Source organism: Kitasatospora sp. NPDC048715, assembly GCF_043198905.1.
GTDB lineage: Bacteria > Actinomycetota > Actinomycetes > Streptomycetales > Streptomycetaceae > Kitasatospora > Kitasatospora lactacystinica.
In genome coordinates, this window is record NZ_JBICVH010000029.1 from 102,980 (window position 1) to 129,701 (window position 26,722).

Consider the following 26,722-nt stretch of genomic DNA (forward strand, 5'->3'; position numbering starts at 1 on the left):
GAAGGAAAAGCGGGAATATAGTTCGAGCAAAGCCGCAGTCGTGGGAGGGGCCGATGGACACGACCATGCTGGAGCCGGACTGGCACGCGCTCGGTGGGCCGGGGGACGGGCCGCTGGGGACGGAGCACCTCCTGGTCGCCGTGGCCGGGGAGACGGGCCCCGCCGGTGCGGCCCTCGCCGCGGCCGGGGCGGGGGCTGACACCCTGCGCGCCCTGGTCCGGGAGCGGGAGGGGCGCTGGGCGGCCGACGACGGGCCCGCCACTGTGCCCGCCACCGTGCCCGACCGGGAGGCGCCCGGCGCCGTCGGGGCGGACGGCCGGCCGCTGAGCGGGGCGGCCGCCCGGGCACTCGCCGTGGCGACGGAGCACGCCCGCCGGGACGGCGAACCCGCCTGCACGGCCGCACACCTGCTGCGCGCCCTGCTCGCCGACGGGAACGCCCTGCTCGCCGACGGGAACGGCGCGAACGGCGCCGGGCCCGGCGACCGGACCCGCGCCGCCGAGCTGCTGCGCGCGGCCGGCGTCGCGCCGCAGGCCGTCCTGGACCGCCTCGACGGTGCCGTGCGCCAGGGCGGTGACCTCGACCCGCTGCTCCACCCCACCCGGGAGGCGCTGCTGGCCCGCCGCGGCCACCGGGCCCCGCGCTGGAAGCGGCTGCTGCAGCCGGGCCCGTCCGGCCCGGCGGCCTGGATCCGGCCGGAGGCCGACGCCCAGGCCGAGCGCCTCGGCCGCCGGACGCCCGGCACCGAGCACGTCCTGCTCGCGCTGCTGGCCGTGCACGAAGTGGCCCGCCACGAGCCGGGGTTGGCGGCGGAGGACGGCGCCGGCGAGCTGCTCGCCGGGCTCGGCCTCGACTACGCCCGGGCGCACGCCGCGCTCGACTCCGGTGGGGTGACGCTGCCCGCCGACCCGCGCGCGGTCGAGGCCTACCTGACCGAGATCGCAGGTCAGGGCACTGATCGGCTGGTCCGGGCGTTGCTGGATGAGGACACCCGGGCCCGGCGTCTGGTCGAAGCCCTGCGCGGCTGAGCCGCCGGCGGGTCGGTGAACCGCGACACGGAGAAGAGAGGAAGGGACACCCGATGCTCGTCACCCTCGCCGAGGAGCTGATGCTGCTGTCGCTGGACGACGAGTCCGGCGTGGCGAAGGACGCCCCCACCGCCGCCTGGGCGGCCGCGGGCGGCATCCTGGCCGAGCTGGTGCTGGCCGGGCGGGTCACGATCGAGGACGGCCGGCTCACCGTCACCGACCGGACCCCGACCGGGGAGCCCCTGGTGGACGGCCGGCTGGCCAGGCTCGACGCGTGGGCCGCCGGCCGCCGCTCCGGCAGGGCCAAGGCGGGCGACTGGCTGACCAAGGACCGGTCCACGGCGGTCGCCGACACGGTCGGGCGGCTGTGCGAGCGCGGCCTGGTGGTCGAGGAGCGGCGCCGGGCGCTGGGACTCTTCCCGGTCCGCCGCTACCCGGAGGCGGACGGCAGCGTGGAGCGGGAGCTGCGCGGGCGGCTGGCCGCGGTCGTGCTGAACGGCGCCGAACCGGACCTGCGCACCGCCGCCCTGGTGGCCCTGCTGCACGGCTCCCGGCTGCACCGGCTGGCCTTCCCCGAGCTGCCCCGCAAGCAGGTCGAGCCGCGCTTCGCCGAGATCGCCGCCGGTGACGGGGCGGCCGAGTCCGTCCGCGAGGCGATCCGGGCCGTGCAGCTCACCATGGCCGCCGTCTCCATCGCGGCCACCGTGGCGGCGACCACCGCCGCCACCGTCTGAGCACGCCGGGCGGGCTGCCCGCGGAGCCCTGCGCGGCCCGCCCGCCCGTGTGGGGCCGCCCGCCCGTGTGCGCGGCCCCGTTCGGACCGTTCAGAGCACCGCGGCGCCGAGGGTGATCGAGCCGAGCACCACCAGCACCCCGAGCGCGAGGAACCCGTACTCCAGCCCGGCCCGCTCCCGCCCGTCCACCAGCACCTGCCGCGGGTCCGCCGGGTCGTAGCGGACCGGGACGAAGCCGCCGTCCGGCAGCGGGTGGCGGGCGGTGGAGGGGACGGGCGAGAAGACCTCGACCACCCGGCCGTCCTCGGTCTCGAACTGGAGCAGTGGCCGCGGCGGCAGCGTGCGGTCCTCCGGTGCCGGGGCGCGTTCGCGCACCAGCGCCCGCACCGGAACGCCGACCCGGCGCAGCCGCCGCAGTTCGCGCAGGCCGACCACCCCGGCGAGGTAGGCGACCACGCCGCCCAGCGCACCGAACACCACCACGGCGAACCCGGCCGTTCCGCCCACCGCCGCCTCCCTGTCCGAGACTCCCCAGGGCTCCAGTATCACGCTGCCGGGGCGCTCTTGACGTCCCGGAATGGTCCAGTCCACGCTGAGAGCCGACATGTTCCTGTCACCACCGGGCCGCCCGCCGCCCCGCCCGGCCCCGACCACCGCAAGGAGCACCGTCCGTGACCAAGCGCCCCGCCGTCCTCGCCGCGCTCACCGCCCTCACCCTCGGCTGCGCCGCCCCCGCGGCCGTGGCCGCCCACCCGGCCGCCCCCGCGGCCGTCGCGGCCGTCGTCAAGGTCGGCACCGCCAAGCAGCTCCAGAGCGCGCTCGCCGCCGCCGTGCCCGGCCGGACCATCCAGCTCGCCGACGGCACCTACACCGGCAACTTCAAGGCCACCGCCCCCGGCACCGCCGCCGCCCCGATCACCCTCACCGGCTCGGCGAAGGCCGTCCTCACCACCCCCACCGGCGGCGGCTACGGCCTCCACCTCGACGGCGCGAGCTACTGGACCGTCCAGGGGCTGACCGTCACCGGCGCCCAGAAGGGCATCATGGCCGACTCCGCGGACCACGTGGTCCTCGACGACGTGACGGTCCACCACACCACCATGGAGGGCGTGCACTTCCGCAACTCCAGCGCCTACGGCACGCTGCGCAACTCGCGCATCCACGACACCGGCCTCGGCCGGGACGGCATGGGCGAGGGCGTCTACGTCGGCACCGCCAACACCCTGACCGACCGCAGCGACCACGTGCGGATCACCGGCAACACCTTCGGCCCGAACATCGGCGGCGAGAACGTCGACCTCAAGGAGGGCACCACCGGCGGCCTGGTCTCCGGCAACACCTTCGACGGCGACGGCCTCACCGGGCGCAACTCCGACGACTCCTGGGTCGACGTGAAGGGCAACGACTACGTCATCGAGAACAACACCGGCCGGCGCACCACCGACGACGGCTACCAGACCCACAGCCTCCGGCCGGGCTGGGGCTGCGGCACCGTCTTCCGGGGCAACCGCTCCGACCTCACCGGCGCCACCGGCCCGAACCGGTACGCGATCGACGTGACCGACTACGACGCGGCGACGTGCAAGGTCACGATCGGCGCGGGCAACACCGTCACCGGGGGCCGGGGCCTGGTCAACCCCGGCGTCCCGGTGGGGTGATCGCCGGCCAATCGGTCACACGTCCCCGAGCGGCACGTTCGGGTCGGCCAGCGCCTTGGTGTCCACCACCCGCCCCGAGCGCACCAGTTCGCGGATCGGGTCGGTGACGTCCCAGACGTTGACGTTCATCCCCGCGAGCACCCGGCCGCCGGACAGCCAGAACGCGATGAACTCGCGGGTGGAAGGGTCCCCGCGGAACACCACCCGGTCGTAGCCGTCCGGCTCGACGTAGCCGACGTACTCGGCGCCGAGGTCGTACTGGTCCGTGAAGAAGTAGGGAACGCGGTCGTAGACGGCGTCCTCCTGCCCGAGCAGGGCGCGGGCGGCCGTCTGCGGCTGGTTGAGGGCGTTGGCCCAGTGCTCGACCCGGATGTGCCGCTCGAACAGCGGGTGGTACGCGTTGGCGACGTCGCCGGCCGCGTAGACGTCCGGGTCGGAGGTGCGCAGGTGCCGGTCGGTCCTGACGCCGTTGTCGATCTCCAGCCCGGCCGCCTCGGCGAGGCCGGTGGCGGGGGAGATGCCGATGCCGACCACCACCGCGTCGGCGGCCACCGTCGTGCCGTCCGCGAGCCGCACGCCGTTCACCGTGCCGCCCTCGCCGGTCAGTTCGGCCACCTTGACGCCGAAGCGCAGGTCCACGCCGTGCTCCCGGTGCAGGTCGGCGAAGACCTGGGCGACCTCCCGGCCGAGCACCCGCAGCAGCGGCAGTTCGAGCGCCTCCAGCACCGTCACCTCGGCGCCCGCCTCCCGGGCCGCGGCCGCCACCTCCAGCCCGATCCAGCCCGCGCCGATCACCGCGATCCGGGCCCCCGGCCGCAGCGCCGCCTTGATCCGGTCGCTGTCCTCGACCCGGCGCAGGTAGAGCACCCCGTCCTGGTCCGCGCCGGGCACCGGCAGCCGGCGCGGCACCGAGCCGGTGGTCAGCAGCAGTTTGGAGTACTCCACCCGGCCGTCGTCGGCGAGCGTCACGGTGTGCCCGGCCGGGTCGATCGAGGCCACCGCCGTGCCCAGGCGCAGCGTGACGTCGTGCTCCGCGTACCACTGCGGCGGGTGGACGTAGATCTTCTCCCGGGGCGTCTTCCCCAGCAGGTAGCCCTTGGACAGCGGCGGCCGCTCGTACGGGCGCTCGTGCTCGTCGCCGATCAGGACGATGCCGCCCCGGTACCCGGCCTCGCGCAGCGCCTCGGCCGCCTTCGCGCCGCCCAGGGACGCCCCGACGATGACGACCGGGCGCTGCCGCCCGCCGTCCGCTCCGGTGGTCCCGGTGTCCGTGCCCGCCATGCTCGACTCCTCGTTCTCCGGCCGTGATCGGGGTCAGCCTGCCGCCGTGCGGGTGGTCTGTCGAGACCGCGCCTGGCGCGCCGCGCCGCGCTCGCCCGTACGAGTGAATGTGACCCCCCGGGCGGGCCTCAGCCGGTCATCGCCTCCCTGACCAGTGCGGTGTCGGTGAACTGCTCGAAGCGCACGATCCGGCCGCCGCGCACGGTGAAGCGGTGGGCGATCCGGACCGCGAGCGGTTTTCCGGTGGTCTTGTGGACCGCCGTGTAGCGGCCCAGCACCACCACCGTCTCGCCGTCCACCACGTAGGTGTCGTCGTGGGCCGTCCAGTCGTCCCACTCGGCTGCCAGCCGCTCCATCACATGGGTGGTGACGCCCTTCGGGGTGCGGTAGGTGCCGGCCAGCGGGAAGCCGGCCATCTCGGTCCACTCCACGTCGTCGGCCAGGGTGGCGCGCAGCGCGGCCAGGTCACCCCGGGCGGACGCCAGGTACTGGCGGCGCACCACGTCGGCGGGGGCGGACGACTCGGCGAAGGAGGAGACGTCCCGGGGGATCTCGATCATCGTCCGCTCACCCCCAGGCCATCTCGCCCATGGCGACCTTGGTGCCGATGTCCACCGCGATCCGCAGCCCCAGCTTCGGGAAGCGCCGCTCCAGCGACTCCTTGGCGGAGGCCGCGTCCGGGGCCCGGCCGATCTCCGTCTCGAAGGCGCGCAGGTAGGCCCGGGTGTGGTCGACGGCGTTCAGGTCGGTGGGCGCGCCGGCGACCCGGTGGCCGGCCGCCACCCAGGTCGGGTGGAGCGCCTCGATGCCGTCCAGCAGGTCGATCCAGGCGGCCCGTTGGGCGGAGGTCGGGGTGTCCGCCGTCCACACGTGCAGGCCCTCGAAGAGCAGCACCCCGCCCAGCACGGCGCGGTGGTGGTGCTGCCAGAGGTAGTGCCGGTCCGGCAGGTGGAAGTCGGCGCCGCGCAGCTCGAAGCGGTGGCCCTCGAAGACCAGCTCGTCCCCGTGCAGCACCTCGGGCCGCACCAGCCGGGTGGGCAGCTCCGGGCCCAGGTGCGCCCAGGCGCGCAGCTTGGCCTCGTACGTCTCCTGGATGTGCTCGACGGTGGAGGCGGTGGCCAGGAAGCGGGCCTGCGGGAAGGCGTCCTGGACCTCCTGGGCGCCGAAGTAGAAGTCCGGGTCGCTGTGGCTGACGAAGACGGTGGTCAACCGCTTGCCGCTCGCCCCGATCCGTTCCACCAGGCGGCGCCCGTCCGAACGGGTGAACCCGGCGTCCACCAGCAGGGCGTCGTCCGGGCCGGTGACCAGGACGGAGGTCTTGTTGAGCGAGCTGTCGGGGGTGTCGACGATCTCGAAGTCGAGCGCACTCATGCGCCCACCTCGCTGTGCTCGGCGGGCGCTTCGCGCAACACGCACCGCTCGATGGTCCGCTGACTGCGTTCGCTCACGTTCGGTGTCCTTCCTCGGGCCGGGCACGCCTCGCCGTCAGCATCGGCGGTCCGCGGCCCGTCCGCATCCGGAGCCGGAACACCTACTGGCGGCTCCAGAGCGTGAGGTCGCTGCTGGTGGCCACCGCGAGGGTCCGGCCGGTCGGGGAGAATCCGGCCGCGCGGAAGGTGGACCGGTCGGAGTCGAGGACCAGCCACCAGCTCTCGCCGTGCTCGCCCTGCCACGGCCCGCGGCCGCTGGCGAGCAGCACCCGGTGGTGCGGCCACTCCGGGGCGGCCACCTCGATGTGCCAGCCGCCCTCGGCGGCCGTGTGCAGCCCGCCGCCCCACGTCCCCGCCACCGGGATGCGCACGTCCGCGACCTGGCCGAGGCCGGGGCAGGAGAGGTCCAGGCCGTCCGGGTCCTCGGCGGGCTCGTGGTCGCGGGCCAGCTTGAGGCCGGTCACCGCGTCGAACAGGCCGTGGCCGCCGTGCGAGACCGTCAGCACCAGGTCGTGCCCGCTCTCCGGGTGGACGGCGAAGCCGATGCCGAGCAGCCCGCCGACCGCGATCAGCCCCCGGCCGACCGGCCGCCACGGCTCCGGCGGCGCGGTCACCCCGGCGGCCATGATCCGGTCGCGGAGGTGCTGCTGGTGCGGGGTCAGGGCCATGCAGCCGATCATCCCACCGGGGCGTTGCCGCCGCGCCGGCCCGTCGGCGCGGCGCTCCTCCGGCGCTCCTCCGGTCCTCCTCCGGTCCTCCTCCGGCGCTCCCTCCGGTCAGTGGGCCGGACCCAGCCGCAGCACCGCCAGCGCCCCCAGCGCGGTGGCCGCGGCCAGCGGCACCCACAGCTCCCCGGAACCGCCCGCCAGCAGCGCCGTCAGCACGGCCGGGGCCGCCGCCCGGCCCACCCCCGCCGACAGCTCCCAGCGCGCCAGCGCCCGCCCCAGCAGGTGCGGCGGGGCGACGGACGCCACCAGCGCCGTGCCCGAGCCGGTGTAGAGGATCTCGCCCAGCGTGTACAGCACCGAGACCGCCGCGATGCCCACCGACCCCGGCACGCCGCCCAGCGAACCGACCGCCCAGAAGCCCAGGTACGACACCGCCAGCACCGCCCCCGAGGCGGCGAGCACGACGTGCCGCGGACGGTCCGCCAGCCGCAGCACCAGCGCCAGCTGCAGGGCGATCACCAGCACCGTGTTGCCGACGAAGATGCCCGAGGACCAGGCCGGCGAGGCGTGCAGCCGCAGCACCAGCAGCGCGGGCAGCGCCACCTCCAGCACGTCGAAGCAGAACGCGTACGGCAGGTTGGCGACGCCCAGCAGGGTGATCCGGCGCAGCGGCTCCGCCCGCTCCGGCACGTCGGCCGGCCGGTCCAGGCGCGGAGCCCGCACCCGCAGCGAGCCCACCAGGACGGCCGCGCCCAGGCAGGCCGCGCCCGTCACCCCGGCCAGCAGCCGGATCGCGCCCGCCCCGCCGCTCACCGCCAGCGTGGCCAGCAGCGCGCCCGCACCCATCCCGGCGTTGCGCAGCGACCTCCCGGCGGCCAGCGCGGCGTCCCGCAGCCGGCCCTCGGTCAGGGTGCTCACCACCGCCGCGTGGGTGGTCGGCCAGGACTGGCTGCCCACCCCGAACAGCACCGCCGCCGCCGTGAACCCCGGCAGGCCGTCCGCGAGCAGCAGCGTCAGCGCGCCCGCCGCCCGCAGCAGCAGGGTGGCGGCGGCGGGCAGCGTCCGGGCGCCGCGGTCGATCCACCGGCCGGTCAGCGGCACCACCAGCAGGCCCGCCAGCATCCCGGCCGAGAGCGCCAGCCCGGCCGCACCCGCGCCCAGGTGCAGCATGCCGACGCCGTACAGCAGCAGGAACGGCCGCAGCAGGCCGCCGCCCACCGCGTCCACCGCCAGCGCGACGGCGTACCGGGGCCCGCCGGCCGCGGTCAGCAGGCCCGGCAGCGCGGACGGGCTCCGGCGGCCCGGGCCGGCCGGCAGGGCGGGCGGCCCGCCGCGGCGGTCGGCGGCGTGGTCGTGGACGGACTTCTCCCGGATCAGGCTCATGGCCAGTACCGTCCGCCCGGGCCGGACCGCGGGGCACGCGGATTGACGCTTCCCGTCAATCCGCGGGAGCCCGGTCGACGGCGGGTGGCAGGATCCCCGGTGTGAGTTTGACCATCGACATCACGGGCCTGCCCGACGAGCGGCTGCTCTTCACGCCCTCCCCGCTCGGCGAGCTGAACGCCATGCTGCACGTGCTCGCCGAGCCCGCGCACCACCCCGCGCTGCAGGGCTGGGCCGGCTGCACCGCCACCGTGATCCCGCCCGAGCTGTCCGAGCGGCTGCTGGAGGCCGACTTCCTCTGGCGCTCCTCGCGCGCCGACTTCCTCGTGCCCGGCCTGCCCGGCGCCACCCTCGCCGAGGAGCTCGACGCCGTCGACCGGATCGACGACGAGCTGTACGTCGCCGCCGCCCTCATCACCACCTGCGGCTCCTCCCGGCTCACCCGGCGGATGGGCTCCCCGCTCACCGACCCGGAGGCCAACGAGCGGGCCCGGGAACTCGCCCTCGCCCGCGGCCCCCGGCAGGCCGCCTTCGCCGACCGGCTGCTCGCCGACCCGCCGGCCGTCCGGGGCCTGGTGCGGCGGTTGCTGGAGGACTGCCGGTCCGCGTTCTTCGCCGACGCCTGGCAGCGCGTCCTGCCCGACCTCGCCGCCGACGCCCGGCGCAAGGCCGACCTGCTCGCCCGCCGCGGCCTCGCCGAGGCGCTCGCCGACGTCTCGCCCTCCGTCTCCCTCGACCAGGGCGGGGACGGCCGGCGCCGGATCGTCATCGACAAGCTCCAGGACAACGCCACCAGCGGCACCGACGCCGGCGGCGTCACCTTCATCCCCACCGCCTTCGGCCGCCCGCACCTCCTGGTGGTGCACGCGCGCGGCTGGCGGCCCGTCCTCCAGTACCCCGTCGCCGAGGCGGGCCTGCCCGAGCCCGTCTCGCTCGCCCTCGTCCAGCAGCGCCTGGAGGCGCTCGCCCACCCCGTGCGGCTGCGCCTCGCCCGCACCATGGCCCGCGGCCCGCACACCACCGGCGAACTGGCCTCGGCCTGGCAGCTCAGCGCGCCCGAGGTGTCCCGGCACCTGGCGGTCCTGCGCAGGGCCGGGCTGCTCACCACCAGGCGGCGCGGGCGGTACATGCTCTACGAGCTGGACCTGGCGGGCAGCGCCCGGCTCGGCTCGGACTTCCTGGAGGCGGTGCTGCGGTGAGCGGAGGTGCCGCAGTGGGAGGAGGACCCGAGACGCGGGGAAGCGCCGCGGTGAGCGGGAACAGTCCGCGCACCCGGCGCGTTCGTCCGGTCATGATCGACGACGCCACTCCCGAGATCCTCCGCTACGCCGCCTTCGCCACCCGCCCCGAGGGCGGCAACCCGGCCGGCGTGGTGCTCGACGCCACCGGACTGACCGACGAGCGGATGCTCGCCGTCGCCGCCGAGGTCGGGTACTCCGAGACCGCCTTCCTGACCGCCGGCCCGACCGAAGGCACCTACCGGGTGCGGTACTTCAGCCCGCTCGCCGAGGTGCCGTTCTGCGGGCACGCGACGGTCGGCTCCGCCGTCGCCCTCGCCGAGCACACCGGCCCCGGACGGTACGTCTTCGTGACCGCGGCCGGGGACGTCCCGGTCGAGGTCGAGCGCGGGGCCGACGGGCTGCTGCGCGCCACCCTCACCAGCGTCGAGCCGAAGGTCGAGGAGGTGCCGGCGGCCGACGTGGCGCAGGCGCTCGCCCTGCTCGGCTGGTCCGCCGACGACCTCGACCCGGCCCTGCCGCCCCGCGTCGCCTACGCGGGCGCCCGGCACCTCGTCCTGCCGGTCGCCACCCGCGAGCGGCAGGCCCGGCTCGACTACGACTTCGACGGCCTCGCCGCGTACATGCGCGCCCGCGACCTGGTCACCCTGCAGCTCGCCTGGCGGGAGGCCCCCGAGGTCTTCCACGTCCGCGCCCCGTTCCCGGTCGGCGGCGTGGTCGAGGACCCGGCCACCGGCGCCGCCGCTGCCGCCTTCGGCGCGTACCTGCGGGAGCTCGGCGCGGTGACGGCCCCGGCCGTGCTGACGCTCCACCAGGGCGAGGACCTGGGCCGCCCGGGCGTCCTGCGGGTCGAGCTGCGGACGGAGGACACCCGGGTGCGGGTCTCCGGCACGGCCGTGGCGATCGGCTAGCGGTTCCGGGCCCTCAGGACGGCGGGGGCTGGAGCAGGACCTGCTCGCCCTCGCCCCGGGGCTCCTCGAACGTCCGCCCCGGCCGGTGCGGGCGGAAAACCGTTGGCACGGGCCCGCCCCGGTGGGCGAAGCTGCTCCGATGCAGCGAGCGAGCAACCGGACCGTGACGGTCGATCTCACCTACGGCGACGAGTACTTCGGGCAGCTGGGGCCCTTCGAGGTGGAGCTCGGCTGGTGGTCCTCCGTGGACGAGGTGGTCGCGCGGGCGGCGGCGTCGGCCGGGGTGCCGGTGCTGGTGGCGCGGCTGGTCGACGGGCGGAGCGAGGAGCCGGGCCACGGCGGGCGGGTGCGCTACCACGCCGAGGCGAGCGAGCGGCCGAGGGCGCTCGACCCCCGGCCCCCGGAAGCCGGGACGGCCGCGCTGCTCGGCCCCGCCGAGCGCCGCGCCGCCTGGGCCACGCCGGAAGGGCTGCGGTCGGCGCTGGGCTGGGCGGAGGCGGAACTCGCCGCCGTCGGCCGCCCGGCGGCCGGGCCCGTCCGGCAGATCCGGACCTGGAACCTCTCCGGCCTCCTCCGCCTCCCCACCGCGACCGGCGTGGACGCCTGGCTGAAGACCACGACGCCGGCGTTCAACGCCCACGAGGGCGAGGTCGTCGCGCTGCTCGGCGGCGTCGACCGCACGCTCGTCCCGACCGTCCTCGCCGCCGACCCCTCCGGTGGGCGGCTGCTGCTCGACCACGTCCCCGGCGAGGACTGCTGGAACCCCTCCGCCGGGACCGTCGCCGACGTCGTCCCCCGGCTCGTCGCCGCCCAGGCCGCGCTCGCCGGCCGTCCGGACGACCTGGCCGCACTGCGCGACCGCACCCCGCGCGCCCTGGCGGCCCAGCTGACGGCCCTGCTGGACCGGCTCGCGGAGGAGACCGACCTGACCCCCGAGGAGCTGGACCGCCTGGCCGGCTTCGCGGCCGACCTGCCCGGGCTGCTGGACCGACTCGCCGCCTGCGGCCTGCCGGAGACCCTGCTGCACGGCGACTTCCACCCCGGCAACTGGCGTTCCGACGGCGGGAGCACGGTGGTCGTCGACTACGCCGACTCCTGCCTCGGCCATCCGGCCCTGGACGGGCTGCGCCCCCGCGCCTACCTCGGCCCGGAGGCCTGGCAGCACCACGCCGCGGTCTGGGCGGAGGCCTGGCGGCGCCACGCCCCCGGCTCGGACCCGCGCCGGGCCCTCGAACTCGCCGAGCCGCTTTACCACTTGTCCTACGCGCTGCGCTACCAGGAGTTCCTGGACCACATCGAGCCGAGCGAACGCCCGTACCACGAGGGCGACCCGGCCGCCGAGCTGCGCGCCGTGCTGGCCTGCGGCCCGGTCTCCGGGCGGAGGTAGCAGGCCGGGGTGCGACGGCCGGGGTGCGACGGCCGACGCCGGCGCCCGGGCCCTCGGAACCGCCGGTGGTGCCCGTCGCGGTCGTCGCGGCGGGCACCACCGGGCGCGTTCACTCGGCGGGGGCGATCCGGTAGCCGCCGCGCGCCGAGTGGAGGCTGAGCGCCTCGACCGGGCAGAAGTCCACCGCCTCGGTCAGCCCGTCCGTCGGCTCCGCGCCGCCGTCCGCGTACTCGGCCAGCGGTGCGGCCAGCCCGTCGGAGCCGAGGACCAGCGAGTCGGGGGCGCTGAGCGCGCACATCCCGGAGCCGATGCAGCGGTCGCGGTCGACCCGGACGACCACCGGCTCGGTGTCCGCGCGGCCCGTCACCACTCCACCCGCAGGGAGTTCGGGCTGCGGGTGAGCAGGCCGCGCCGCCAGTCGATCCGGTCGACCGGGTCGGCCAGCCGCAGGGCGGGCAGCCGGCGGGCCAGCCGGTGCAGGGCGAGTTCCAGCTCCATCCGGGCCAGCCAGGCGCCCAGGCAGTGGTGCGGCCCGGCGCCGAAGGTGAGCATGGGGGCGGCGAGCGGGGAGAACAGCTCGGTGCGCAGGTCCCCGGTGAAGGCCTCCGGGTCGTGGTTGGCGGCGTTCGCGTCGGCGGCGACCACGCTGCCGGCCGGGATGACCACACCGCCGATCTCGACGTCCTCGACGGTGCGGCGCATCAGTCCGGGCATGTGCTCCTGGCGGTCGCCGAGCGGGACGGCGCGCAGCAGCTGCTCGGTCGCGGCGGCGGCGCTGGCCTCGTCGGAGGAGAGCCGCTGCCAGGCGTCGCGGCCGTCCTGGAGCAGGTAGACCAGGGCGTTGCCGAGGCTGGTCATGGTGGTCTCGTGGCCGGCCACGACCAGGCCGATGACCAGGACGACGAGCTGGCCCTCGGTGATCGAGCCGTCCTCTGCGGCGGCCGCGAGCAGCCCGCTGACCAGGTCCTCGCCGGGGGCGGCCCGGCGTTCGGCGATCACCTCGGCGCCGAAGGCGGCGAACTCGGTCATCGCGGTGACGATCGCCTCGGCGCTGTGGGCGGTGGTGGAGAGCGCGTGGTCGCTCCAGTGCGCGAGCCGCTTGCTGTCCAGGTTGTCCAGGCCCATCAGCCGGCTGATCACGGCGACGGGCAGCGGGCGGGAGTAGCCGGCGATGATGTCGGCGGGGGAGCCGTGGTCGATCAGCTCGTCGATCAGCGACTCGACCACCGAGGCCACCCAGGGCCGCCAGCGTTCGATCGCGCGCGGGGTGAAGGCCCGCTGCACGGTGCGGCGCAGCCGCTGGTGGTCGGTGCCGTCGATGTTCAGCATGCTCTGCGGGTCGTCGAGGATGTTCGGCGTGACCGTGATCGGCGGGGCGTCCGGCGCGTAGAGCGGGGCGCGGCCCAGTCGCGGGTCGGTCAGCACCTGGCGCACGTCGGCGTGCCGGCTGACCAGCCAGACCGGCGTGCCGGTGGGCAGCGCGGCGAGGCGGGGCGGGCCGGGTTCGAGTTGGCGCATGCAGTGCAGCGGGGGGAGCGGGGCGGTGCCGGCGCTGGTCGCACTGTTCTCGGTGGACATCCGTACTCCAGACTCCAGGGCGGTGGGCCGCGGGACGCGACCCGACGGGGGGTGAATCCGGGGATCGTGCGGGGGACGGGTGATGCGGCCGGCTGGCGGCTCGACACGGGCCGGGGTTCGGTCGGGCTCCTACGGGGTGTGGCGCGAAATGTGCGCGGGTGCACGGTCGGTGCGCACCCGGCGCGGTCGGTGCGCGGTCGCGCGCCGACGGGTGGGGCGGGTGTGCTGAGCGTGGTCGAGTGGACCGTCTCAGCTACGACCGTACGTGGGTGGCGGGGCGCCCGTCTGCGGCACTTCCAGCCAACGCCGGTGCTTTCCGGGCACTTCGGGGCGTGCTGACAGGCGCTCGGCTACGCCCGTGCGCCCCTGTTGGCAGGGCCGCGCCGGGCGGTCCCCGGGCGCTCGGCGGATACCCGGGCGGCACATGCCGCGGGGAGGGCCCGTGGGCCGGCGCGGCGGTGTCGGACACGCCGTCGGCAGGTCCGGTGAGCCGTATCACACCACGTCACACCGGATCGCCCGGGACGCTCCGCCGGAGACCGGCCGGGCGGGCGATACGCTTCGTGGGCAGTTCGTCTTGCAGTCGTGTTGTCGCAGGTCACGCCGGTGCAGAGCCGCACCGGCAGACGGAGGTGGAATCGGATGCCCCAGCAGGTCAAGGCAGTCATCGCGCGCGCCAAGGGCGCGCCCGTGGAGGTGACCACGATCGTGGTGCCGGACCCTGGCCCGGGCGAGGCGGTGGTCCGGATCCAGGCGTGCGGCGTCTGCCACACCGACCTCCACTACCGGGAGGGCGGCATCAACGACGAGTTCCCGTTCCTGCTCGGCCACGAGGCCGCGGGCATCGTGGAGTCGGTCGGCGAGGGCGTCACCGAGGTCGAGCCCGGTGACTTCGTGGTCCTCAACTGGCGTGCGGTGTGCGGCCAGTGCCGCGCGTGCAAGCGGGGCCGCTCGCAGTACTGCTTCAACACCCACAACGCGAAGCAGCGGATGACGCTGCTGGACGGCACCGAGCTGTCCCCGGCCCTGGGCATCGGCGCGTTCGCCGAGAAGACCCTGGTCGCGGCCGGCCAGTGCACCAAGGTGGACCCGGCGGCCGACCCGGCCGTCGCGGGCCTGCTGGGCTGCGGCGTGATGGCGGGCCTCGGCGCCGCGATCAACACCGGCAACGTGGGCCGGGGCGACTCGGTCGCGGTGATCGGCTGCGGCGGCGTCGGCGGCGCGGCCGTGATGGGCTCCCGGCTGGCGGGCGCGGCGAAGATCATCGCGGTGGACATCGACGACCGCAAGCTGGAGACCGCCCGCGGGCTGGGCGCCACCCACACCGTCAACTCCCGCACCACCGACCCGGTCGAGGCGATCCGCGAACTGACCGGCGGCAACGGCGCGGACGTGGTGGTCGAGGCGGTCGGCCGGCCGGAGACCTACAAGCAGGCCTTCTACGCCCGGGACCTGGCCGGCACCGTCGTCCTGGTCGGCGTGCCGACCCCGGAGATGACGCTGGAGCTCCCGCTGCTCGACGTCTTCGGCCGCGGCGGCGCGCTGAAGTCCTCCTGGTACGGCGACTGCCTGCCGTCGCGGGACTTCCCGATGCTGATCGACCTCTACCTCCAGGGCCGCCTGGACCTCGGCGCCTTCGTCACCGAGACCATCGGGCTCGACGCCGTGGAGCAGGCCTTCGAGCGCATGCACCAGGGCGACGTCCTGCGTTCGGTGGTGGTCCTGTGACCTCGGCCCGCATCGACCGGCTGGTGACCGCCGGGACCTTCGAGCTCGACGGCGGCAGCTGGGAGGTGGAGAACAACGTCTGGATCGTCGGGAACGACGAGGAGGCGGTGGTGATCGACGCCGCGCACGACGCCGAGGCCATCGAGGCCGCGCTCGGCGGGCGCCGGCTGCTGGCGATCGTCTCCACCCACGCGCACAACGACCACATCGACGCGGCCCCGGCGCTCGCCGACCGCACCGGTGCGCCGATCCTGCTGCACCCGGACGACCTTCCGCTGTGGAAGCTCACCCACCCCGAGCGGCTGCCGGACGGCGAACTGGCCGACGGGCAGCGGATCGAGGTGGCCGGCACCGAGCTGACCGTGCTGCACACCCCGGGGCACGCGCCGGGCGCGGTCTGCCTGTACGCGCCCGGGCTGGGCACCGTCTTCACCGGCGACACCCTGTTCCACGGGGGGCCGGGAGCCACCGGCCGGTCGTTCTCGCACTTCCCGACGATCGTCGACTCGATCCGCGAGCGGCTGCTGACGCTCCCGGCCGAGACCGTGGTGCGCACCGGTCACGGCGACCCGACCACCATCGGCGCCGAGGCCCCGGCCCTGCCGGAGTGGATCGCGCGCGGGCACTGACGCCCCGCCCGTACGCCCCCGGGGAACGGCCGTTCCCCGGGGGCCGTACCATCGCGATCATGGCCCATGACCCGCGCGACCTCGACGACTCCTTCCTCGCCTTCTGGCGGGAGCGGCACATCTCCACGCTGACCACCACCCGCCCGGACGGCACGCCGCACGTGGTGCCGGTGGGTGTGACGTACCAGCCGGAGACGGGCACCGCCCGGGTGATCACCAGCCGCACCAGTCGCAAGGCCCGCAACGTCGCCGAGGCCGGGCCCGGGGGCCAGCGGGTCGCGGTCTGCCAGGTGGACCGGGCCCGTTGGTCGACCCTGGAGGGGGTGGCGGTGGTCCGCGACGAGCCCGAGCAGGTCGCCGAGGCGGAGCGCCGCTACGCCGAGCGCTACCGGGAGCCGCGGGTCAACCCGGACCGGGTGGTCATCGAGATCACCGTCGACCGCGTGCTCGGCCGGGCCTGAGCGCGCCCGCCCGGGGATCCGGCCGGCCGCTGCCTGGTGCCGGTGTTGCCGGTGTTGCCGTACGGGCGACGGCCGCCCCCAGCACCGGAATCTCCTGAAACGGTGGTGGATTCGTCACCGTCGGTGACGTGAATGCCGTATGAAAGCTGCGAACTTGCCTCCACAACTTCTTCCATGACGGCGCGTTGATGTGATCTGATTGGCCGCGCACGGTCAAGCGGAGGCGATGGGTATCAGTACACCCGCCTCGGCGAACTCGGGGGAACGACGCCGGGGACGCGAATTCCGCGTACCCGAATGTGAGCACTCGGGAGGGGGGGATGGATCGGTGTGCGGGAGTGCCGGACGGCATCCCGCCGTTCTCCGGTCGGACACGTGGCACCGGTGGCCCGCAGGTGCGGCCGATGGTGTGACGGCCCGGCGATAGCGGCTCGTCGACGCGTGAACAGGCGTCGGAAGGCCGGGCCCTTGTGCTGCCCATTCGCCGCCGGCAGCGGAAGCCGCTGCCCTGCCGAACCCTTCAGTGGCCGGCCCCGGATTCGGGCCGCACGCATTTCCCGGCGACCCGGCACGACGACCCCGCGGGGTCGATGACCGTGTTCTCGGTTCAGAGGTTCTGATCGCGATCCAACTGCCCTGGGGCGACCGCGGCACCACGCCGTCGCGCTCCGTCATGAGGAAGGTGCATCGAGTCATGTCTTCTGCAAGAACTGCGCCACAAGAGCTGGACTGGACCCTTGAGAAGGGCAAGCCGGCCACCCTCGTCGTCCCTCGATTCGAAGGCACCGACGAGGCCTGCGCGTGGCTGAACGCGCTCCTGCCCGACATCCGCACCGCGCTTCAAAGGTACGGCGCGCTGTACCTGCGCGGGCTTCCGGTCGCCTCCGTCGAGGACTTCGCGCTCGTGCGGGACGTCCTCGTCCCGCAGCGGACGCCCTACCGGGAGAAGGCGACGCCGCGCAGCAGCTTCGGCAACGACGTCTACTCGTCCACCGATCTGCCGCCGGCCCAGTCGATCCGGATGCACAACGAGAACAGCTACACCCTCACGTTCCCCGGGCTGCTGATGTTCGCCTGCCTGATCGCCCCGGAGGAGGGCGGGGCGACGCCGGTCGCGGACTGCCGGGAGGTGCTGCGGAAACTGCCCGCCCCGCTCGTCGAGCGGATCCGCGCCAACGGCTGGACCCTGCACCGGAGTTACTCCGAGCACATCTCCGTGAGCTGGGAGAAGGCATTCGCGACCGAGCGCCGGGAGGACGTCGAGCAGTACTGCTCGGAGAACCTGATCTCCTGCCACTGGGACGACGAGGGGAATCTGAGGACCGCGCAGCGGCGGCCCGGAATCATCCGGCACCCGGCGACCGACGAGGAGGTCTGGTTCAATCACATGGCCTTCTGGAATTCCTGGTCATTGGACGAGGAACTCCGTGAGACGCTCGTGGACGAATTCGGCGCGGACGGCCTGCCGTTCGAAACCGGAGTGGCCGACGGGAAGCCCCTGACCCGGGACGAGCTCGACACCATCAACACCGCCTACGCCGAGGCGACGGTGCGTCAGACCTGGCAGCCCGGCGACGTCATGCTCGTCGACAACGTGCTCACGGCCCACGGCCGCGACCCGTTCCGGGGCGACCGCAAGATCGTCGTCGCCATGGGCAACCCGGTCGACCTCGACGAGTGCCGGCCCACCGTGCCGGCCGCGGCGGGCGACGGCGGTGCCGCGTGAGCATCACCGAGGAGCCCCTGGCCCCGGCGGCCCCGACCGTGACGGTCGACCCGATCGCCCGGTTCCGGCAGGCCGTCGCGTCCACCCCGGACCGGCTGGCCGTACGCGGAACCGACCGCACCCTGACCTTCGCCGAACTCGACCACGACGTACGCCGGTTGGCCGCACAGCTGGCCGAGCGCGGCCTCGGGCGCGGCGCCCGGGTGGGCGTCAGCATGCACCGCGGCGCGGACCTCGTCGTCGCCCTGCTCGCCGTGTGGCACGTCGGCGCCGCCTACGTGCCGCTGGACCCCGCCTACCCGCAGGACCGCCTCGCCCACATGGTGGCCGGCGCCGACCTGCGGACCGTCCTGGCGGAGCCCGGCAACGGGCCGACGTGGCCCACCGGCGTCGACGTCATCACCCTCGCCGACGCCCTCGCCGCGCCGACCGCGGCCCCGGACGCGCCGGCGGCGGAGACCTCCCCGGCGGACCCGGCGTACGTGATCTACACCTCCGGCTCGACCGGAACGCCGAAGGGCGTGGAGGCCACCCGGGGCGGCGTGGCCGCGCTCGCCGCCGACCTCGAAGCGGCGGGCTTCTACGCCGACCGGCCGCGCACGGTGGCCTGGAACGCGAGCATCTCCTTCGACGCCTCCGTCCAGCAGTGGGCCCGGATCTGCCGGGGCGACAGCATCGTGGTGATCGGCGAGAACGAGCGCACCGACCCGGCCGTGCTGCGCGCCCTGCTCGACGAGCACGCCGTCGACGACCTGGACCTGACGCCCTCGCACTGGGAGGTGCTGCGCGAGGCCCTCCTCGCCCCCACCGCCGACGGCCGCGTCCTGCGGCTGTTCATGGGCGGCGAGCCGGTACCGGCGGAGGTCTGGCGCGAGCTGGGCGAAGCCCGCGACGCCGGGACGGTCGAGGCGATCAACCTGTACGGCCCCACCGAGTGCACGGTGGACGCCACCGCGGCCTGGATCACCGGCGCGGGCCCGCACATCGGCCGCGCGCTGCCCGGGTTCACCGCCCACGTGCTCGACGAAGGGCTGCGCCCCGCGGCCGCCGGCGAACCTGGCGAGCTCTACCTGGCCGGGCCCTCCGTGACCATCGGCTACGTCGGCCGGCCCGCGCTGACCGCTCAGCGCTTCGTCGCCGACCCGGCCGGTACCGGCCGCCGGATGTACCGCACCGGCGACCGGGTGCGGCTGCGCCCCGACGGCACCATCGACTACCTGGGCCGGGTCGACCGGCAGATCAAGATCCGCGGCTACCGGGTGGAACTCGGCGAGATCGAGGCGGCGCTCGCCGCGCACCCGGAGGTCAGGACCGCCGCCGTCGTCCTGCACGCCACCGAGACCGCCGGCGACCAACTGGTCGGCTACGTCGTCCCGGAGGGCGAGAGCGCCCCGCGCGCCCGGGAACTCCAGGAGCACCTCGGCGGCGTGCTGCCGTCGTTCATGGTCCCCTCGGCGTTCGTCACGCTCGACGCCATGCCGCTGAGCGTGAACGGCAAGGTGGACCACCGGGCCCTGCCCGCCGTGGACGAGGCCCTGTGGGCCGACGGCGAACAGGAGCCGGGGGACGAGCCGCAGGGCGAGTTCGAGACCCTGATCGCCGGCGTGTGGGCCGAGGTGCTCGGCCGCCAGCGGATCAGCCCCACCGACAACTTCTTCTCGCTGGGCGGCCATTCGCTCATCGCGCTGCGCGTCATCGGCCGGCTGAAGAAGCAGTTCGGCATCACCGTGTCCACGAAGGAGGTCTACCGGCACCCCGAACTGCGGTCGCTGGCGGAGTTCGTGGCGTCCCGTCGGACGGAGGGCAAGTGAACACCGCACAGGACACCACCGTCATCAGCATCCGGCGCCCCAAGGACGCCGCCCTGACGCTGATCTGCCTGGGCTTCTGCGGGGGCGGCACGGCCTCCTACCACCTGTGGGGCGACGCCGTGCCGGACGACATCGCCCTGTCGGCGATCTGCTACCCGGGCCGGGAGGGCAGGTTCCTGGAGGACTTCGCCACCGACTGGGAGGAACTGGCCCAGGACGCCACCGCGGCGGTGCTGTCCGCCGTCGACGGCCCCTACGTGCTCTTCGGGCACAGCATGGGCGGCTGGATGGCGTTCGACGTCGCCGCGCGGATCGAGAGCGGCGGCGGGCCGCTGCCGCGGAACCTGGTCGTCTCCTCGGCCAACGCGCCGGCCCGCGGGCTCACGCCCCGGGACATGTTCCCGTCCCAGCAGGACGACGACGACGGTCTGCTGCTCTGGATGAAGACCCACGGCCTGATGCCGGCACACGTCCTGGAGGACCCCGAACTCCAGGAGATGAGCGTCGAGCTGATGCGCGCCGACATCCGGGTCCGGGACACCTTCCGGTACACCGAGGGCGCCACCGTCAGCATGCCGGTGCAGATGCTGTCGGGCGCCGACGACGACGTCATCGAGGCGAACGCGGGCGAGCAGTGGCGCACGCTGGCGCTGGGCGAGTACCGCCACGACGTCCTCCCCGGCGGCCACTTCTACACCCCGGAGGTCTGGCGGACCCTGCCCTCCAGGATCGCCGCCCTCGATCCCCGCGAGAGGAGCCGACGATGAGAACGGACGCCACGCTGGACGTGATCGTCAGCGGCACCGAGTCGGACTCGCACACCTGGAACCTGGTCTTCCTCCAGCTCCAGCTGGAGGACTGGGGACACCGGGTGCAGAACCTCGGCCCGTGCCTGCCGGGCGGGGAACTGGCGGCGGAGTGCCGGCGCGGCGCCCCCGACCTCATCGTGCTCAGCAGCGTCAACGGCCACGGCGAGAGCGACGGACTGTCCGCCGTCGCGGCGCTGCGCGCCGACCCGGAGCTCGCCGACACACCGATCGTCATCGGCGGGAAGCTCGGCACCGGCAAGCAGCTGCGGGCCGGTGCGGGCGGGGCCGCCGGCGGCGGGATGACGCGCCGCCTGCTGTCCGCGGGATTCTCCGCGGTCTTCCACGAGTCGTCCGGACTACCGGAGTTCGAGAGGTACGTCGCCGCCCTCAGCGCCGAGAAGGCGAGGCGGGCCGGCCGCGTCCTGGAGGAGCTCCGCGCCGCCCCGACCCCATGAACGACGGGCCGGTCAACGCGTTCGCGGACTTCGTCGGACGGTCGCACGAACAGGGCAACCTGGTGGTGCAGCCCCGGATGGGCTTCGGCGACCCGCGGGCCATGCGGGACGGGCTGATCGCCGTCAAGGGGGCCAACGCCACCACGGTCGGCACGATCACCCTGGACAGCTACACCCGGCTCGGCAAGCTCGCCGACGCCCGGCGGGCCGTCGACGAGGGCGGCGACCTCAACGGCTACCCGATCAGGACCCACCCCCCGGACACCAACCGGGGGGTGCTGGACGGCGTGCGCGAGCGCGACTTCCCGGTCCAGGTGCGGCACGGGTCGGCGAGCCCCTACGGCATCATCGCGGCCTCGCTGGAAGCGGGGCTCGACACCACCGAAGGCGGCCCGGTCTCCTACTGCCTGCCGTACGGGCGCCTCCCGCTGCGCCAGGCGGTGCGGAACTGGGAACGGTCCTGCGAGCTGATGGTCAGGGCCCGTGACCACGGCATCGAACCGCACGTCGAGACCTTCGGCGGCTGCATGCTCGGCCAGCTCTGCCCGCCCAGCCTGCTGGTGGCGATCAGCCTCCTGGAAGGCGTGTTCTTCCGCCGGCACGGGCTGCGCAGCATCTCGCTGAGCTACGCCCAGCAGACCAACGCCGAGCAGGACCGGGAGGCGGTGCTGGCCCTGCGCCGGCTCGCCGGTGCGCTGCTGCCGGACGTCGACTGGCACATCGTGATCTACAACTACATGGGGGTCTACCCCAGCACCCGCTCGGGCGCCCTGCTGCTGCTGGAGCAGGCCGCCGAACTGGCCGTCCGCACCGGAGCGGAACGGCTCATCGTCAAGACGGCGGCCGAGGCGCACCGGATCCCGACGGTCCGGGAGAACGTCGAGGCGCTGGAGATCGCGGCGCTGGCCGCCCAGAACGCGGGCGGATCGGCGCCGCCGGACACCGGCGCGGACAGCGAGGTCCTGGCGGAGGCGACCGCGCTCGTGGAGACCGTCCTCGGCCTCAACACGGACGTGGGCGCCGCCCTGGTCGAGGCGTTCAACCGGGGGCTGCTGGACGTCCCGTACTGCCTGCACCCGGACAACGCCGGGCGGGCCAGGAGCTACATCGACTCCGACGGGCGGCTGCGCTGGTCGCACACCGGCTCCCTGCCCGTACGGCCGAACGGGCGCTCCACCGGCAACCGCTCGATGAGCGCGGCGGACCTGCTCCGGGCCCTGTCCCACGTCGCGCGGTCGTTCGACGAGCGCGCCGCCACCACGCTGGACCGGCTGCCCGGGATCCCCAGCTGAACCCCCTGCCAGAACCGCAGGACCAGAGAACCGAAGGAAGAGACCCCTTGACCAGCGAGTTCGAGTCTGCACGGCCCGGTGCACTGCCGGACCACCTCAAGAACCCCGTGACCCGGTCCGTGCTGCGGATCCAGAACCAGATCGTCCAGGCGGGCCGCGAACTACTCCTCGGCGAGGGGTTCGTGGAGCTGCTGCCGCCGGTCATCGGACCGGTGACGGACCCGGGCGGCCGTGGTGCCAAGCAGGTGGACGTCGACTTCTACGGCCACCGCTACAAGCTGATGACCAGCGCGATCCTCTACAAGCAGGCGTCGCTGCTCGCCTTCGACAAGGTGTTCTACGTCGCGCCGAACGTCCGGCTCGAACCGCTGGAGACCGCGAACATCGGCCGCCACCTGGCGGAGTTCCACCAGTTCGACGTGGAGATCGCCGGCGCCACGCAGGAGGACGCGATGGGCGTGGCACAGTCCATCGTGACCGCGGCGATCGAGCGCGTGGTGCGGACGATGGGCGCCGAGCTGGACCTCCTGGGCCGCGACGCGGACGCCTTCACCCCGCTGCTCACCCGCGACGCCCCGTTCGAGCGGATCAGCCACGGCGACGCGATGGCCGAGCTCGCCCGGCTGGGCCACGAGCAGAACCACGACGCCGAGATCGACTGGCAGGGGGAGGGCCTGCTCTCGCACAAGTCGGACTCGCCGTTCTTCATCATCGACTACCCCAAGGGCTCGCGCGGCTTCTACGACCGCGAGGACCCGCGGCGCCCGGAGGTCCTGCGCAACTTCGACCTCATCGCCCCCGAGGGCTTCGGCGAGCTGATCAGCGGCAGCGAGCGGGAGTTCGACTACGCGCGGATCATCGCCCGGATGCGGGAGAGCGGCGAGAACCCGGCCAAGTACGAGTGGTACCTGAAGATGGTCCGCGACGGGATCCCGGGCAGCGCCGGCTTCGGGATCGGCATCGAGCGGCTCACCCGCTACGTGGCCGGGCTGGACGCCGTCTGGCAGGCCACCCCGTTCCCGAAGATCCCCGGGGTGGTCTCGCCGTGAGCGGGGTGCTCAGCGCCCCGGGCTTCCCGGAGGCCGCGATCCGGTCGCGGGCCAGGGAGGGCGCCGCCGGGGCGTTCCCGCCGATGGACGGCTACGGCCTGACGCTGTTCGGCGCCGGCGGCACGGGCGGCGTCCCGCAGCCGGCGGCGCCCCACGGCGCGGACGTGCTGGACGCGATGCGCCTGGTCCCGCCGGTCTTCATGCCCCAGCGGCTGGAGAAGCTCACCGACCTGGCCCGCGAGCCGCTCTACGGCGACGTCGAACTCGCCACCGACATCGGCGGGTTCCGGTCGTCGCTGCCGGTGTACGTCTCGGCCTTCGGCTCCACCCAGGTGGCCTCCTCCGGGCTGGGCCTGGCGGCCAGCCGCCAGGCCGGACGCCTGGGCATCCCGCTGGTCATCGGCGAGAACGTGGTGCCGACCAACGGCTTCGCCGACGGCCCCGCCGGCAGCCTCGGGGACCGGTCCACCGGCAGCCCCGAGGGCCGGTCCGCCGACACCGCCGACACCGGCGACAGCATGCTCGCCCGACTGCGCGCCTACGAGCAGGAACTCCCCGAGGGCATGGGCGGGCTGGCGTTCCAGCAGAGCACCGAGGACGCCGACGCCGAGGTGTGGAACCAGATCTACAGCGCCCCGGCCGCGAAGGCCCTGCTGGAGTCCGGCCGGCTGGCGTTCGAGCTGAAGGTGGGACAGGGCGCCAAGCCCGGCCTCGGCGGGATGACGGTGCTGAAACGCTCCGTGGCCGACCAGCTGGCCGACCGGTACAGCACCGACGAGAACGTCTTCGGCGGCGGGCACGACCGGGTGCTGCGGTCCAGCAGCCCGGGCACGTTCACCGCGGAGATCCTGCGTCAGCAGATCCGGTTCATGCGCAACAACTACCCGCGCGCGCGGATCTGGGTGAAACTCCCGCCCGGGCGCGACATCCGCGAGGCGGCGGCCGTGGCCCGGGAGAGCGGCGCGGACTCGGTGACCGTGGACGGCGCCGAGGGCGGCAGCGGCTGGGCGCCCAGCAGCTTCCTCGACCAGGTCGGTCTGCCGCTGGGCGAGTGCCTGCGCCGGCTGGAGCCGCGCTCCTCCTCCTCCTCCTCCTCCGACTGCCTGCTGGTCTCGGGCCGGATGTGGGAGGGCGCCAGGGCCGTCAAGGCCCTGGCCCTGGGTGCCCGCGCCGTCGGACTGGGCCGGGCGGCCCTGCTCGCGGCGGACGAGGACCCGCAGGACGGAATCGCCCGGCTGGTCTCCTGCCTGGCCTTCGAACTGCGGCTGCTGATCAGCGCGCTGGGCAAGTACACGCCCGCCGCACTGGGCCCGGAGGACGTCTGGCTCCCGGGAACGGTCGGCCCGCACCTCCACCCGTAGCACGCCGGACCCCGCCCCACCGGGGCCCGGTCCATTTCCCTGCCACGAACATCCACCCCGCGAAGAAGGAGCACCGCTGTGACGAATCCGTTCGAGGACGCCGACGGCCGCTACGTGGTCCTGGTCAACGACCAGAACCAGCACTCCCTGTGGCCGAACGCGATCGAGGTCCCGGCCGGCTGGGCCACGGCCTTCGGCGAGAACGACCGCCAGGCCTGCCTGGAGTACATCGAGCAGAACTGGACCGACCTGGCGCCGCGCCCGACCGCGGTCGGCTGACCCGCGGACCCGATTCCCTTTTTCCCATTCCTTTCGCACACCCGCGTACGGCCCCGGCCAGGTGACGAAGCACCCGGCCGGGGCGTCCGGTCACGCACATCGATCACCGCCGGATAGGCACCAGAGGGAGATGTCATGGCTCAGCAGAAGGAACCGACGGTCGGGCAGAAGGTCATGGCCGAGGACGGCCGCGGTCCCGGATCGGTGCAGGAGGAGATCCTGTGCGGCCTTTTCGCTGAGGTCCTCGATGTGCCGTCGGTGGGGATCGACGACAACTTCTTCGCGCTGGGCGGTCACTCCGTACTCGCGACCCGGCTGATCAGTCGCATCCGCGGCACGCTCGGCGCGGAGCTCGGCATCCGTGAACTGTTCCGGAACCCGACCGTCGCCAAGGTGGCGGAGAAGCTGAAGGACGGTGGCCCGGCGCGTCCGGCGCTGGTGGCGGGCGTGCGGCCGGAGGTGCTGCCGCTGTCGTTCGCGCAGCAGCGGCTGTGGTTCCTCGACCAGTTGGAGGGAGCGTCGGCGGCCTACAACAGTCCGTTCGCGTTCCGGCTGCACGGTGCGGTGGACGTGGAGGCTCTGCGGGCGGCGATCGGTGACGTGGTCGGCCGGCACGAGGCCCTGCGCACGGTCTACCCGGCGGTCGATGGTCAGCCCCGCCAGCTGGTGCTGCCCGCCGGCGACGTCGAGGTGCCGTTCCGGGTCGAGTCGAGCACGGCGGAGGAGGTGGCGGAACGGATCTCGGCCGAGGCGTTCGCCGCCTTCGACCTCTCGACCGAACTTCCTTTGCGGGTGGCGCTGTTCACCCTCGGCGAGGGCGAGGGCGAGTCCGTGTTGGTGCTGACCTTGCACCACATCGCGAGTGACGGTTGGTCGATGAGGCCGTTGTGGGAGGGGGTGGCGTCGGCCTATCGGGCGCGGTTGGCGGGTCTGGCGCCGGAATGGGAGCCGTTGGCCGTTCAGTACGCGGACTACTCGCTGTGGCAGCAGGAGCTGCTGGGCGGGGTGGTGGACCAGCAGTTGGCGTACTGGTCGGAGGCGCTGCGGGATTCGCCGCAGGAGGTGGCGTTGCCGTTGGACCGGCCTCGGACGGGGGTGGTGACGCGTGCGGGTGGTCGGGTGGAGTTCGGGCTGGATGCCGAACTGCATGCCGAGCTGGAGGGGTTGGCGCGTCGGCACGGGGTGACGCTGTTCATGGTGCTGCATGCGGCGTTGGCGGCCCTGTTGTCGCGTCTGGGTGCGGGGACGGATGTTCCGATCGGGACGGTGGTGGCGGGGCGTTCGGACCAGGCGTTGGACGAGCTGGTCGGGTTCTTCGTGAACACGCTGGTGCTGCGGACGGATGTGTCGGGTGAGCCGACCTTCGGCGAGTTGTTGGGCCGGGTCCGTGACACGGATCTGGCGGCGTTCACCAACCAGGACGTGCCGTTCGAGCGGCTGGTGGAGGAGCTGAACCCGGTCCGTTCGGCCTCCGTGCATCCGCTGTTCCAGGTGATGCTGGTCCTGCAGAACAACAGCGAGGGGGTGCTTCAGCTCCCGGGCGTCACGCTGGAAGCGGAGACCTTCGCCGATGCCCCGGCCAGGTTCGACCTCAACCTGATCTTCTCCGAAGGCCGCGACGCCGCCAACAACCCCGCCGGCATACGGGCCGAACTCCTCTACGCCGCCCAGCTCTTCGACCAAGGAACCGTCGCCACGCTGGCTGAGCGCCTGCGCCTGGTGCTGGCCGCGATGGTTGCGGATCCGGAGCGGTTGGTCGGGTCGGTGGATGTGCTGGTGGGTGGTGAGCGTGAGCTGATCGTGTCGGGGTGGGGTGGTGGGTCGGG

26 protein-coding genes are annotated in these 26,722 nt (G+C 74.2%); 18 read left to right on the forward strand and 8 right to left on the reverse strand.

Annotation, left to right across the window (positions count from 1 at the left end):
• Nucleotides 1-53 precede the first annotated feature (53 nt).
• Both ACGFSC_RS40290 and ACGFSC_RS40295 read left to right on the forward strand, forming a co-directional pair.
• Nucleotides 54-1,028, forward strand: coding sequence for a Clp protease N-terminal domain-containing protein (locus ACGFSC_RS40290; protein WP_359900313.1), 975 nt, complete (start codon nt 54-56; stop codon nt 1,026-1,028).
• Between the two features lie 53 nt (nt 1,029-1,081).
• Nucleotides 1,082-1,762: a GPP34 family phosphoprotein gene (locus ACGFSC_RS40295; protein ID WP_359900315.1), complete on the forward strand. Its 681-nt coding sequence runs from the start codon at nt 1,082-1,084 to the stop codon at nt 1,760-1,762.
• 90 nt (nt 1,763-1,852) lie between these two features.
• Here the strand turns inward: ACGFSC_RS40295 and ACGFSC_RS40300 are convergent, their stop codons facing one another.
• Nucleotides 1,853-2,368, reverse strand: coding sequence for a DUF3592 domain-containing protein (locus tag ACGFSC_RS40300; protein WP_392865098.1), 516 nt, complete (start codon nt 2,366-2,368; stop codon nt 1,853-1,855).
• Nucleotides 2,369-2,433: 65 nt separating this feature from the next.
• Here ACGFSC_RS40300 and ACGFSC_RS40305 point away from each other — a divergent pair, with 65 nt between their 5' ends.
• Nucleotides 2,434-3,420 carry a right-handed parallel beta-helix repeat-containing protein gene (locus ACGFSC_RS40305; RefSeq protein ID WP_380351130.1) on the forward strand — a complete coding sequence of 329 codons (987 nt, stop codon included), beginning with the start codon at nt 2,434-2,436 and terminating at the stop codon, nt 3,418-3,420.
• Nucleotides 3,421-3,435: 15 nt separating this feature from the next.
• Here the strand turns inward: ACGFSC_RS40305 and ACGFSC_RS40310 are convergent, their stop codons facing one another.
• The 5 genes from ACGFSC_RS40310 to ACGFSC_RS40330 all read right to left on the reverse strand — a co-directional run bounded on the left by ACGFSC_RS40310 (nt 3,436) and on the right by ACGFSC_RS40330 (nt 8,182).
• Nucleotides 3,436-4,701 (reverse strand): FAD-dependent oxidoreductase, encoded by a 1,266-nt coding sequence (locus ACGFSC_RS40310; RefSeq protein WP_359900319.1) that lies wholly within the window; start codon nt 4,699-4,701, stop codon nt 3,436-3,438.
• Between the two features lie 128 nt (nt 4,702-4,829).
• Nucleotides 4,830-5,261, reverse strand: coding sequence for a nuclear transport factor 2 family protein (locus ACGFSC_RS40315; protein ID WP_359900321.1), 432 nt, complete (start codon nt 5,259-5,261; stop codon nt 4,830-4,832).
• A 7-nt stretch (nt 5,262-5,268) separates the two neighbouring features.
• Nucleotides 5,269-6,072 (reverse strand): MBL fold metallo-hydrolase, encoded by an 804-nt coding sequence (locus ACGFSC_RS40320; RefSeq protein WP_359900323.1) that lies wholly within the window; start codon nt 6,070-6,072, stop codon nt 5,269-5,271.
• A gap of 160 nt (nt 6,073-6,232) precedes the next feature.
• Nucleotides 6,233-6,799, reverse strand: a complete 567-nt coding sequence (locus ACGFSC_RS40325) for a hypothetical protein (RefSeq protein ID WP_359900325.1) — start codon at nt 6,797-6,799, stop codon at nt 6,233-6,235.
• 108 nt (nt 6,800-6,907) lie between these two features.
• A complete protein-coding gene (locus ACGFSC_RS40330) occupies nt 6,908-8,182 on the reverse strand; it encodes an MFS transporter (RefSeq protein ID WP_359900327.1) in 1,275 nt (424 codons plus the stop codon).
• Between the two features lie 101 nt (nt 8,183-8,283).
• On the opposite strand from ACGFSC_RS40330, the gene ACGFSC_RS40335 reads away from it, so the two are divergent.
• From ACGFSC_RS40335 to ACGFSC_RS40345, 3 genes are all read left to right on the forward strand, one after another.
• Nucleotides 8,284-9,381, forward strand: a complete 1,098-nt coding sequence (locus tag ACGFSC_RS40335) for a DUF5937 family protein (RefSeq protein WP_359900329.1) — start codon at nt 8,284-8,286, stop codon at nt 9,379-9,381.
• A gap of 92 nt (nt 9,382-9,473) precedes the next feature.
• Nucleotides 9,474-10,331: a PhzF family phenazine biosynthesis isomerase gene (locus ACGFSC_RS40340; RefSeq protein ID WP_359900330.1), complete on the forward strand. Its 858-nt coding sequence runs from the start codon at nt 9,474-9,476 to the stop codon at nt 10,329-10,331.
• Between the two features lie 139 nt (nt 10,332-10,470).
• A complete protein-coding gene (locus ACGFSC_RS40345; protein ID WP_359900332.1) occupies nt 10,471-11,718 on the forward strand; it encodes an aminoglycoside phosphotransferase family protein in 1,248 nt (415 codons plus the stop codon).
• A 109-nt stretch (nt 11,719-11,827) separates the two neighbouring features.
• Here ACGFSC_RS40345 and ACGFSC_RS40350 read toward each other — a convergent pair whose 3' ends face one another.
• Nucleotides 11,828-12,085 (reverse strand): ferredoxin, encoded by a 258-nt coding sequence (locus ACGFSC_RS40350; protein WP_359900334.1) that lies wholly within the window; start codon nt 12,083-12,085, stop codon nt 11,828-11,830.
• The gene (locus ACGFSC_RS40355; protein ID WP_359900336.1) at nt 12,082-13,296 is read right to left on the reverse strand and encodes a cytochrome P450; all 1,215 of its coding nucleotides are present in this window, start codon (nt 13,294-13,296) and stop codon (nt 12,082-12,084) included. Before ACGFSC_RS40355 ends, ACGFSC_RS40350 begins: the two co-directional genes overlap by 4 nt.
• A gap of 642 nt (nt 13,297-13,938) precedes the next feature.
• Here ACGFSC_RS40355 and ACGFSC_RS40360 point away from each other — a divergent pair.
• The 12 genes from ACGFSC_RS40360 to ACGFSC_RS40415 all read left to right on the forward strand — a co-directional run.
• Complete coding sequence (locus tag ACGFSC_RS40360; protein WP_359900338.1) at nt 13,939-15,024, forward strand: S-(hydroxymethyl)mycothiol dehydrogenase; 1,086 nt, start codon at nt 13,939-13,941, stop codon at nt 15,022-15,024.
• Nucleotides 15,021-15,653: an MBL fold metallo-hydrolase gene (locus tag ACGFSC_RS40365; protein ID WP_359900339.1), complete on the forward strand. Its 633-nt coding sequence runs from the start codon at nt 15,021-15,023 to the stop codon at nt 15,651-15,653. The genes ACGFSC_RS40360 and ACGFSC_RS40365 overlap by 4 nt, the downstream gene beginning before the upstream one ends.
• A 59-nt stretch (nt 15,654-15,712) precedes the next feature.
• A complete protein-coding gene (locus ACGFSC_RS40370) occupies nt 15,713-16,114 on the forward strand; it encodes a TIGR03618 family F420-dependent PPOX class oxidoreductase (RefSeq protein ID WP_359900341.1) in 402 nt (133 codons plus the stop codon).
• A gap of 694 nt (nt 16,115-16,808) precedes the next feature.
• Nucleotides 16,809-17,840, forward strand: coding sequence for a TauD/TfdA family dioxygenase (locus ACGFSC_RS40375; protein WP_359900343.1), 1,032 nt, complete (start codon nt 16,809-16,811; stop codon nt 17,838-17,840).
• Nucleotides 17,837-19,651, forward strand: a complete 1,815-nt coding sequence (locus tag ACGFSC_RS40380; RefSeq protein WP_359900345.1) for a non-ribosomal peptide synthetase — start codon at nt 17,837-17,839, stop codon at nt 19,649-19,651. Before ACGFSC_RS40375 ends, ACGFSC_RS40380 begins: the two co-directional genes overlap by 4 nt.
• Nucleotides 19,648-20,418, forward strand: coding sequence for an alpha/beta fold hydrolase (locus ACGFSC_RS40385; protein WP_359900347.1), 771 nt, complete (start codon nt 19,648-19,650; stop codon nt 20,416-20,418). The genes ACGFSC_RS40380 and ACGFSC_RS40385 overlap by 4 nt, the downstream gene beginning before the upstream one ends.
• A complete protein-coding gene (locus tag ACGFSC_RS40390) occupies nt 20,415-20,915 on the forward strand; it encodes a cobalamin-dependent protein (RefSeq protein WP_359900349.1) in 501 nt (166 codons plus the stop codon). The genes ACGFSC_RS40385 and ACGFSC_RS40390 overlap by 4 nt, the downstream gene beginning before the upstream one ends.
• Nucleotides 20,912-22,207 carry a methylaspartate mutase gene (locus ACGFSC_RS40395; RefSeq protein WP_359900351.1) on the forward strand — a complete coding sequence of 432 codons (1,296 nt, stop codon included), beginning with the start codon at nt 20,912-20,914 and terminating at the stop codon, nt 22,205-22,207. Before ACGFSC_RS40390 ends, ACGFSC_RS40395 begins: the two co-directional genes overlap by 4 nt.
• Nucleotides 22,208-22,254: 47 nt before the next feature.
• The gene (locus ACGFSC_RS40400; protein WP_359900353.1) at nt 22,255-23,256 is read left to right on the forward strand and encodes an asparagine synthetase A; all 1,002 of its coding nucleotides are present in this window, start codon (nt 22,255-22,257) and stop codon (nt 23,254-23,256) included.
• Nucleotides 23,253-24,617 carry a glutamate synthase-related protein gene (locus ACGFSC_RS40405; protein WP_359900355.1) on the forward strand — a complete coding sequence of 455 codons (1,365 nt, stop codon included), beginning with the start codon at nt 23,253-23,255 and terminating at the stop codon, nt 24,615-24,617. The genes ACGFSC_RS40400 and ACGFSC_RS40405 overlap by 4 nt, the downstream gene beginning before the upstream one ends.
• A 78-nt stretch (nt 24,618-24,695) precedes the next feature.
• Nucleotides 24,696-24,896, forward strand: a complete 201-nt coding sequence (locus ACGFSC_RS40410) for an MbtH family protein (RefSeq protein ID WP_359900357.1) — start codon at nt 24,696-24,698, stop codon at nt 24,894-24,896.
• A gap of 135 nt (nt 24,897-25,031) precedes the next feature.
• Nucleotides 25,032-26,722 (forward strand): condensation domain-containing protein (locus ACGFSC_RS40415; RefSeq protein ID WP_359900359.1); only part of this gene is annotated, 1,691 nt, incomplete at its 3' end.

Coding starts and splice junctions, on each gene's coding strand:
- ACGFSC_RS40310 (WP_359900319.1), bottom strand. CDS start 4,701: ATGGCGGGCACGGACACCGGGACCACCGGAGCGGACGGCGGGCGGCAG.
- ACGFSC_RS40320 (WP_359900323.1), bottom strand. CDS start 6,072: ATGAGTGCGCTCGACTTCGAGATCGTCGACACCCCCGACAGCTCGCTC.
- ACGFSC_RS40295 (WP_359900315.1), top strand. CDS start 1,082: ATGCTCGTCACCCTCGCCGAGGAGCTGATGCTGCTGTCGCTGGACGAC.
- ACGFSC_RS40370 (WP_359900341.1), top strand. CDS start 15,713: ATGGCCCATGACCCGCGCGACCTCGACGACTCCTTCCTCGCCTTCTGG.
- ACGFSC_RS40390 (WP_359900349.1), top strand. CDS start 20,415: ATGAGAACGGACGCCACGCTGGACGTGATCGTCAGCGGCACCGAGTCG.
- ACGFSC_RS40330 (WP_359900327.1), bottom strand. CDS start 8,182: ATGAGCCTGATCCGGGAGAAGTCCGTCCACGACCACGCCGCCGACCGC.
- ACGFSC_RS40300 (WP_392865098.1), bottom strand. CDS start 2,368: ATGTCGGCTCTCAGCGTGGACTGGACCATTCCGGGACGTCAAGAGCGC.
- ACGFSC_RS40340 (WP_359900330.1), top strand. CDS start 9,474: ATGATCGACGACGCCACTCCCGAGATCCTCCGCTACGCCGCCTTCGCC.
- ACGFSC_RS40315 (WP_359900321.1), bottom strand. CDS start 5,261: ATGATCGAGATCCCCCGGGACGTCTCCTCCTTCGCCGAGTCGTCCGCC.
- ACGFSC_RS40360 (WP_359900338.1), top strand. CDS start 13,939: ATGCCCCAGCAGGTCAAGGCAGTCATCGCGCGCGCCAAGGGCGCGCCC.
- ACGFSC_RS40355 (WP_359900336.1), bottom strand. CDS start 13,296: ATGTCCACCGAGAACAGTGCGACCAGCGCCGGCACCGCCCCGCTCCCC.
- ACGFSC_RS40375 (WP_359900343.1), top strand. CDS start 16,809: ATGTCTTCTGCAAGAACTGCGCCACAAGAGCTGGACTGGACCCTTGAG.
- ACGFSC_RS40345 (WP_359900332.1), top strand. CDS start 10,471: ATGCAGCGAGCGAGCAACCGGACCGTGACGGTCGATCTCACCTACGGC.
- ACGFSC_RS40325 (WP_359900325.1), bottom strand. CDS start 6,799: ATGGCCCTGACCCCGCACCAGCAGCACCTCCGCGACCGGATCATGGCC.
- ACGFSC_RS40395 (WP_359900351.1), top strand. CDS start 20,912: ATGAACGACGGGCCGGTCAACGCGTTCGCGGACTTCGTCGGACGGTCG.
- ACGFSC_RS40290 (WP_359900313.1), top strand. CDS start 54: ATGGACACGACCATGCTGGAGCCGGACTGGCACGCGCTCGGTGGGCCG.